At 45.6% G+C, this 9,282-nt stretch carries 7 protein-coding genes; 5 read left to right on the top strand and 2 right to left on the bottom strand.

What is annotated here, in order from left to right:
- Positions 1–143: 143 nt before the first annotated feature.
- Both L1068_RS18320 and L1068_RS18315 read right to left on the bottom strand, forming a co-directional pair.
- Positions 144–827, bottom strand: a complete 684-nt coding sequence (locus L1068_RS18320) for a hypothetical protein (protein ID WP_237131377.1) — start codon at positions 825–827, stop codon at positions 144–146.
- Positions 828–912: 85 nt separating this feature from the next.
- Positions 913–1,827 carry an aspartyl protease family protein gene (locus L1068_RS18315; protein ID WP_237131376.1) on the bottom strand — a complete coding sequence of 305 codons (915 nt, stop codon included), beginning with the start codon at positions 1,825–1,827 and terminating at the stop codon, positions 913–915.
- Between the two features lie 145 nt (positions 1,828–1,972).
- Here L1068_RS18315 and L1068_RS18310 point away from each other — a divergent pair, with 145 nt between their 5' ends.
- The 5 genes from L1068_RS18310 (at position 1,973) to L1068_RS18290 (ending at position 9,282) form a co-directional block, all read left to right on the top strand.
- On the top strand, positions 1,973–2,737 hold the full coding sequence (locus tag L1068_RS18310) for a DeoR family transcriptional regulator (protein WP_237131375.1): 765 nt from the start codon (positions 1,973–1,975) through the stop codon (positions 2,735–2,737).
- A 74-nt stretch (positions 2,738–2,811) separates the two neighbouring features.
- Complete coding sequence (glmS, locus tag L1068_RS18305) at positions 2,812–4,635, top strand: glutamine--fructose-6-phosphate transaminase (isomerizing) (RefSeq protein WP_237131374.1); 1,824 nt, start codon at positions 2,812–2,814, stop codon at positions 4,633–4,635.
- 142 nt (positions 4,636–4,777) lie between these two features.
- Positions 4,778–5,605 (top strand): TnsA endonuclease C-terminal domain-containing protein, encoded by an 828-nt coding sequence (locus L1068_RS18300; protein ID WP_237131373.1) that lies wholly within the window; start codon positions 4,778–4,780, stop codon positions 5,603–5,605.
- Positions 5,592–7,685, top strand: a complete 2,094-nt coding sequence (locus L1068_RS18295) for a transposase family protein (protein ID WP_237131372.1) — start codon at positions 5,592–5,594, stop codon at positions 7,683–7,685. Before L1068_RS18300 ends, L1068_RS18295 begins: the two co-directional genes overlap by 14 nt.
- On the top strand, positions 7,672–9,282 hold the full coding sequence (locus L1068_RS18290; RefSeq protein ID WP_237131371.1) for an ATP-binding protein: 1,611 nt from the start codon (positions 7,672–7,674) through the stop codon (positions 9,280–9,282). Before L1068_RS18295 ends, L1068_RS18290 begins: the two co-directional genes overlap by 14 nt.

The following is a 9,282-nucleotide window of genomic DNA, read 5'->3' as shown; positions in this document are numbered from 1 at the left end:
TGTGAGTCAGGGGAAGCGAAATCATCCACATCGATAAGCCAGTGTTCCAACATAAAAAATACCCTCAAACAAATTGCTTGAGGGTATTTTCACTTGATCTCAGGATCAATCAACCGATCAAATGCTTAACTGATCAGTGTTAGCTAATTAGCGGCTTTTTTTGTTTCTACGGGCGTGGTTTTTACAATTGGTTTTGATTCGACAATTGCTGGACAGATTTCAACCTCTTGCGTATCACCTTTGCCATTACTGATGTAACAGTTTTCGAGTATTGAGCAGTAACACACCTCAACTTTTACTTTAAAACGCTTTTTATCAAGAATCTGCCAAAACTTCTCGTTGTACTTGGTTTTTTCAAGCGCTAAAAGACTAATTGAGCCTCCCGGTGGCACAAGTGCATTTTGCGCAAATGAGGTGGTGATCCAGCCAAATTCTCTAAAAAAATTAACCTTCGGTGACTTCTTTTGCAGTTCTTTCAGCGCCGTTTCATAGGCCTTAATGTCAAAACAACATGCAGTGATAAAGTCATAAACATCGTAATACTCTTTACCTTGGTAGGTGTACTTCAAATATTTAACAAGGGCAGGCCCTGCACCTGAGTTTTTTAAGGTAAAGGTAATCTCTTGGCTGCGTTTTTCCATATTCGCATTACCAGAAACGAACTGCATCCAAGGCCAAGTTGCCGCTTTTACCTGCTTTTCTGCCGCATTGGCTTGTAAAAAAGTGGCATAAAATGAGGCTGCTGAAATAATAATGGCGCATAGCGCCAAAAATAGATTCACCTTATCTTGCGAAAAGTGAAGTTTGGATTGCTTTTTTTCCTTCATAGCATCTTGTTGTTTTTATTCACGCTTTAAGCACTATAAATAAATCACTGTATAACTACAATGTTCAGCTATCTGATATTTCAAGCTATTCTTCTGGCAAACTAATATGTGCAGACCCTGTTTTATAATCTATCGTCAAAACAAAATGCTTTAAAATATCGTATCCAAGCAAACCTCTAACTCTTCTTCCTCTCAAACGTGAACCTGTACTCACCTCATAACGATTTTCCAAGTTACTTCGCTCTCCTTCTGCTGGAACTGTCACCAACACATTTTCAAGGGTATAAGGTCCAAATTTCAGTGAATCAATGCGAAAACTTTCAGTTCCTTTTATTTTATTCACCCCAATAACTAAACCTGTTTCTGTCTGATAGTTTTCCAACCATTCCAACTTATTTGCATAGCTACGTTCAACCATAATACCGCCTGTATTACCAGTATCTAACAACAGCCATGCAGAATCATTTTTATTGAAATTAACTTTAACGATAGGCAGGCCTGTTCCCTTTTGATTTTGAATCTCAATATTTTTTAGCTTTTTTAAATCAAAAGTATCTCGCGTTAGCAAACGCATTTTATTATTGGGATAGTCAATTTGAACGATAAAAAGGGAAAAAAATGAAGAGCCAAGCAAAATAGCATCATCAGATGGGCCTAATTGAAAGTCGACCATATCGTCTAACTCAATATCGGTGCCAAATAAGTTGATCGGGACATTTTTATAAGTATTACGCTTTTCAGTATCAAAAACACCTTTGACATAAATACTCGAACCTTTGTTTAGGTCTAAATTATGATGTCTAACAAACTGTCCATTGATTGCATTTACATTAGCGCCAGTATCTAAGATAGCATGTGCTTTAACACCACCAACGATTACAGGCACTTTGATATGGCCGTGCTCTAACTTGAAGTCCATCCATTGTGTTGCACCAGCAAGTGCATTAGGAGATAAGTATAATAACGCGATAAGAAATATCGATTTAAGTCCATTTAACATTCTGATTCCTTGTAATTTTTACTTCCATTGAATATTTTCACACAAGCAAGATTTAGATGCAAAACAGACTCATAAAATAAGCACTTGCGATCTAATAAGTTTCGATTAAAATACCACATCTTTCGAAACGAAACTTATTGATAAAATGACGAAACGTAACACCCAACAAAGACGCCATACTATTTTGCGGCAAGTGAACGAGCTTGGTGAAGTTAGCGTTGAACAGCTCGCTGAACAATTTGCAACGTCAGAAGTTACGATTCGAAAAGATCTTACCGCACTTGAACAAAGCGGCCTGCTGTTGCGCCGTTATGGTGGTGCAATGGCATTACCACAAGAGATCGTTGCAAATAGCGACGAAAAGCTCGATCCAATTCGCAAAATGCAAATAGCAAAAGCTGCAGCTGACCTCATTAAAGATCATAACCGCATTATTATTGATAGCGGTCGCACTACAGCGGCGATGATCCCTGAGCTTTCACACAAACGTGGTTTAGTCGTTATGACCAACGCCATCAACGTAGCTAACCGATTGCTTTCATTAGAAAATGAGCCTACTTTATTAATGCCTGGTGGCACCTGGGATCCACACTCTGAATCTTTTCAGGGGCAAGTTGCCGAGCAAGTTGTGCGCTCATACGACTTCGATCAATTATTTATTGGTGCCGATGGCATTGATATTGATAGAGGTACTACTACATTCAATGAATTGATCGGTTTGAGTCGCGTTATGGCTGATTCGGCAAGAGAAGTAATTGTGCTTGTTGAATCGAACAAGATTGGTAAAAAAATACCAAATTTAGAAATACCATGGCAGCAAGTAAATTATTTAGTAACGGATGATGGCTTAGACGACAACACTAAGCAGGCAATTGAACAACATCAGGTTACTGTTATTTGCGCCAAGTAACGCATTTGCAGGTTCCGACAACAAACCTGTAACCCATTTAACGCTCACATACCGTGCAATTTAAGGAGATTATTATGTGTGGCATTGTTGGCGCTGTGGCAGAACGCCCAGTTAACCGAATTTTAATTGAAGGCCTAAAGCGCCTTGAATACCGTGGCTACGACTCTGCAGGTATAGCATTAGGCAACAACGACAAAGCGCTAAATACTGTAAAAGCAGTTGGCAAAGTTGCTAATCTTGATGTAGCACTTACCGATGCAGATGTAAAAGGCACAACAGGTATTGCGCATACTCGCTGGGCAACCCATGGCAGCGTGACTGAAGCCAATGCTCACCCACACATTTCGAGTCAACAGCTTGCGCTTGTGCACAACGGTATTATTGAAAATCACGATAAATTACGAACACAACTGCGCGGTGATGGCTACGAGTTTTTATCAGATACTGACACCGAAGTGATGGTGCATAAAATCCACCAGCTTCGTCAAAGTCATGATTCGTTACTTGCATCTGTACAAGCAGCTGTAAAAGAGTTTGAAGGTGCTTACGGCACGGTGGTTTTTGATAAAGAAAACCCTAATGAAATTATCGTGGCTCGCTCTGGCAGCCCGCTCGTTATCGGTTTAGGCTTAGGCGAAAACTTCATTGCTTCAGACCAATTAGCGTTACTACCAGTAACACGCAGCTTTATCTTTTTAGAAGAAGGCGACGTTGCCCGCATTACTCGTGATTCAGTTGAAATTTTCGATATCGATGGTAACGCTGTTGAACGCGATGTAGTTGAATCTAACATCACCCAAGATGCGTCAGGCAAAGGCGAATACCGCCACTATATGCTAAAAGAAATCTACGAGCAGCCAGTAGCTGTACGCAACACCCTAGAAGCGCGTATTGACGGTGATAAAGTTGCAGTTGACGCATTTGGCGATACAGCAGCGGATATTTTCAAACAAGTAAAGCATGTGCAAATTATTGCCTGCGGTACCTCATACCACTCAGGTATGGTTGCACGCTACTGGTTAGAGCAATATGCTGGTGTTAGCTGTAACGTTGAAATTGCCTCTGAGTTCCGCTATCGCAAATCTTTTGTTCATGAAAACAGCCTACTTGTAACCATTTCTCAGTCAGGTGAAACAGCCGACACTTTAGCTGCACTTCGCTTAGCTAAAGAGCAAGGTTACATGAGCTCAATGACGATTTGTAACGTGCCTGGCAGCTCGCTAGTGCGCGAATCAGATATTGCGTTTATGACCAAAGCGGGTGCTGAAATTGGCGTTGCGTCAACAAAAGCATTTACCACTCAGCTTGTTGGTTTATTAATGTTAGTAGCTTCAATTGCCCAAGAAAAAGGCCTTGAGCATGCTGAAATTGTTAACGCTATTAAAACGTTACCAAACAAGCTTGAAGAGTCACTTTCTCTTGCTGAAGGCATTGAAGACTTAGCTGAAGAGTTTGCAGATAAACATCACGCACTTTTCTTAGGCCGTGGCGATCAATATCCTATCGCAATGGAAGGTGCACTTAAGCTTAAAGAAATCTCGTATATTCACGCGGAAGCTTACGCAGCAGGTGAGCTAAAACACGGTCCATTGGCACTGATTGATGCCGATATGCCAATCATTGTTGTTGCACCTAATAACGAGCTACTGGAAAAGCTGAAGTCAAACGTTGAAGAAGTGCGTGCACGCGGCGGTATTATTTATGTATTCGCTGATAAGGCGTCTGAATTTGTCTCAGATGACACAATGCGTGTTATTAACGTCAATCAAGTTGACGATGTATTAGCACCAATTGTGTACACCATTCCACTTCAATTGCTGTCTTACTACGTAGCGGTAATTAAAGGGACCGATGTTGACCAACCACGTAACCTGGCAAAATCAGTTACGGTTGAGTAAATATTTTTACATTCAAAAAAGGCGCTGTGGGATTAAAATAGAGTCTCATCATTGAAAATATAGTTTCATCACTAAAAATATATTTTCATCATCAAGCGATGTCGACTATGCTGAAATTATCAGCAGTTGATGTCGCTTTTTTATGGCTGGAACATTTATAGGATTAACCCAATCGCAGATCAACAAAAGGATTAAGGAAGGACGCGGCCAAGGAACCGGTTCTAACTACAAGCCTTTCATTTACACATGGGAAGTATCTTCCCGTGGGCGTTCCCACCGGATATTCGGTAATAAATCCCGTCGCATTCATCATCTTCTTTCGGATCTCGAACTGGCGGTGTTCCTGACCTTGGACTGGCTTCCTCAGGTTTATGATATTCGCGAACAGTTTCCCCTGCGTGTCGATGACACGGCTCGTATTGCCGATGCCAGCGGCATAGTGCACCGCAAGTTCAAGGGAGTGAACCAGGTATTGAGTTCAGATTTCCTGGTGGATTTCGATGATCCGGAAAGACCGCAGATGGCATTCCAAGCCAAGTACAGTTCGGACCTCCAGAAGCCGGACATCATAGAGCGTTTGGCTCTCGAGCAGAAGTACTGGGAAGAGAAGGAAATTCCATGGGCGATAATTTCTGAGAAGGATTTCTCCAAGACGGTATTCCTGAATATCCAGTGGTTGTACCCGGCGCAGTCGGAAGAGCTGGAGCAGTCGACGCTTCAAAACTATTTCAACCTGTTCGTTCATGCTTTTGCCAATAATCCGGATGAGCTTATAACCGAAGTAGCCCGAGGGCTGAATGTTGCTTATGACTTGGAGCCGGGAGAAGCCCTCTACTGGCTGCGAAACCTGTTGGCACGACATTATTTTCTTTTCGACTTACGGCTTCATTACCGCAAGGTAACTGCTTCCATGCTGACTTTGAATGGTCATGACGAAGATGCCGGGGAGGTAAAACATGTTTCCGGTTAACCAGATATTTCAACTTGGTGACAAGCGTTTACGCCTGCTGTGGACCGGGAAGGATACCGCCTTCTGGATAGACATAGACGACAATAAGGCCTGGCCCCAACCAATCGCCCTTGAGGATATCGAACAGCAGCTTATTAGTCGTGACCTGACAAGGATTGATGACCCGTGTATCGAGTCGACCCTAAGAGAAGTTGAGGAAGGGAGCATGCATTGGGATAAGAGAGAAAATGCATGGGCTGCCATCAAGGATGAGATCGGTAACCCGGAACTGTTCTATTCCCGGGAAAGAGGTAAGGCTGTTCGCAGGATCATGGAACGTAACGGGATCACTCATCAAACAGCCAACCGGTTGATCAGGCGCTATTGGCAAAGGGGAATGTGCAGAAATGCCTTGCTACCTGACTACAACAAATCGGGAGGTGCGGGGAAAAAACGTAAGCCAAGTGACAAGAAACTGGGTCGCCCTCGTTCAACCAAATCTGGTATCGGGAGCAATATCACTCCAGAGTTCGAACGTGTTTTCCGCCAAGTGATCGAAGCCAAGCTGCTCAATGAAAAATACAAATCGATTTCCGATGCTCATGCCAGTGCTTTGCACCTCATCCAGGCAACCAACCCTGACCTGACTCCCTTTGATGTGCCTACCGTTGAACAGTTCCGTTACTTTTACAAGCGGGAATACGACGAGGTAGAGGTTCTCAAGAAACAAACGCACCCAACCGAGTTTGCCAAGGATAAAAGGCCCATTATGGGCACTTCCACCGCAGATACCCTGGGGCCGGGTTACCGGTACCAGATAGATGCAACCATAGGTGATATTTACCTGCTTGCAGAGCATGACAGGAGCAAGATAGTGGGTCGCCCGGTGGTATACGTGGTTAAAGATGTTTTCAGTCGTATGATCACAGGACTTTACGTCGGTTTCGAAGGGCCTTCATGGGTGAGCGCCATGATGGCGTTGGCCAATACGATAGACAACAAAGTGGAATACTGCCGCAAGTTCGGCATAGAAATCAACGAAGCAGACTGGCCAGTACAGGGCCTGCCCGATTCGATCCTTGCAGACAAGGGGGAGCTGAACGGCACCAAGGTCCAGGCTTTCTGCGAAGCATTCGGAGTGGAGATAGCCAATGCCCCGGCAAGACGGGGTGACGCCAAGGGGATCGTGGAGCGGTATTTCCGTACCGTCCAAGAACAGTTCAAACCTTACTTGGCAGGCGTTGTTGAGCCAGAGCTGAGTAAAAAGCGCGGAGGTCATGACTACCGACAGGATGCCACCATGACGCTGAACGAATTTACAGAGATGATCATTTACTCCGTGCTGTGGCATAACAATCACCAAACCCTGAGTAAGTACGACAGGTGCGAGTCTATGCCGACCGGTGTGCCTGCCGTTCCTGTACAGCTGTGGAACTGGGGGATTGCAAACCTCACCGGTAAGCTCAGGACAGCACCATTGGACCTCGTGCAGGTAAATCTTATGCCGCACGATATGGCGACATTATCCGATTTTGGGATGTGCTTGTTTGGATGCTTCTTTACCTGCAGCGAGGCGCTCAAGCTTGGTTGGTTCCACAGGTCAGACACAACAAGGCCTGAAAAAGTGTCGATCGCGTATGACCCCCGCAATGCCGAGCGTATTTACGTAAGGCCGAACAATAGCCTCAAGGATTACTGGGTATGCGAGCTGACCGAGCGCAGTCGGCGTTTCCGTGGAATGACCTTCTGGGACGTCTGGAGTATTACACGGGAAGAGCGAAAAGCCGATGCCGACGCAAAGCTTGGCTCTGCGTTTACCAAGGGAAAACTGCTGGAGAAGATTGAATCCATCGCGGCAAAAGCCGAGTCAAAAAGGCCTTCCAGGCAAGGGCTGGGCAAGAAGGACTTGGGCATGCAGATTAGGGAAAACAAGTTGGCTGAAAAAGGCGAGGAGAGAAAAGAAACGGCTTTCCGGCCCGGGTCCACCAAGGGAGAGGAGACCCCAGGTGAAGTGATCCCGTTCAATGGGGAAAGCGAAGATGATTATGCCTTTCCCGACCTGAGCAATCTCTTGTTTGAGGATGACGATGAGCCAAAATAGTTTTAACGGGATCCCCGAGGCTGTATACGGCGACCCTGGTCTGGAAGAGTACAGGAACAACCCTCTCGTATCCTGCCTGCCCCCTTTATATTCGGTTAAAGAGGTTATCGCCAAGCTTCGGGATAAGCCGCGCTTCGACGCTACTGAAATCCAGCTGGATGGTCGAACCCGGGTCCACGCGATTGCACGCATTTTAAGGTCCTTTTTCCAACCCCTGAATCATCATCTGGAGTTGGAGATAAAGATCTCCCTGATGTTAAGACAGGGATACTTGGGTCGCAACCCGGCGGATGGAAGCTATTATTCGCACCTGCAAAACGGCTTCCAGCGAGTAATGGAGGAAAACTTGGAAGCGCGAGCATTCGCCGATGTAGATTCGACAGCAACCAGCCTTTCCCTGTTTGGTTGCTCGGGATGTGGGAAAACCGAGGCATTGAAGCGGGTACTTCGTATGTACCGGCAGGCTATTTACCACCCGGAATATAATATTACACAGCTTACCTACCTTAGAATCGACTGCCCTGGAGATGGTGATCTGGTAGAGCTATGCCTGAGCTTTTTCAGCGCCGTCGATAAGGTGCTGGGTACCCGCTACAGTGTCACCCATGGGAAAAAGAAACTCGGACCTACGCGTTTAATGGGCCACATGTCCCAGGTTGCCAATATCCATGCCCTGGGTGTACTGATCATCGACGAGGTACAAAATCTCAACGAGGCTCGCTCCGGTGGGGCCGAGAAGATGCATAACTTCTTCGTTTCCCTAGTGAATACTATCGGGGTTCCAGTGATCCAGGTCGGGACTCACCGGGCCAGCAAATTCTTCAAAGGGACTTTCAGAAATGCCCGGCGTATATCGGGATTTGGCAGCCTTCTCTGGGACAGACTGCCCATGGATCCCCAGTGGAGAGTGTTACTCGAGAAGCTTTGGCAGTACCAATGGTTAGAGCGGGGGGAACCCATTACCGAAGAACTCGAGGAAACTATGTATGACTTGACCCAAGGAGTCATGGATATAGTCATAAAACTGTTCGTACTTGCACAGGTCCGCGCCATTGTTACGGGTGCCGAGAGAATTACCCCCAAGTTGCTCCTGCGGGTTTACAAAGACGAGTTGAAACCCGTTCACCCCATGTTGGCTGCGCTCAGGAGTGGCCGTCCAGAATTGATTGAAAAATACGACGATCTGATGATGCCTGAGATAGAGGCAAGAATGCTCAGCATGGTCGCATCTCTGGAGGAGGTAATTGAGCAGAAACAGCCCCCGGTGCGTGGCTCGGACAAAGTTAAAAAGCTACTCGCGCTGATGGAACAGATGGATATCCCGCAGGATATAGCGATTCCCATGGTAGATCGTGTAGTGACAGACCACCCGGAGTTACCCATATCCGCCTTGGTACATAAGGTGACTGAGTACCAGGTTCCAAAAGCACCAATGGAAAACAAACCAAAGCGGATGAAGCGTTCCGAATGGGTGAACTTACCCCAAGGGGATGTGCGGCGAGTATACGTTGAGGCAGAACAGGAAAACGTATACGAAGCGTTTAAGAAGCAAGGGCTTATCTTTGACCTGAAAGCCTTGTATGCCAAGGCTAACTGA

The sequence above is a fragment of the Pseudoalteromonas sp. MMG024 genome, assembly GCF_021654175.1.
Taxonomy (GTDB): Bacteria; Pseudomonadota; Gammaproteobacteria; order Enterobacterales; family Alteromonadaceae; genus Pseudoalteromonas.
The sequence above is the reverse complement of the archived record's forward strand: the minus strand, read 5'-3'. Positions and strand labels throughout refer to the sequence as shown.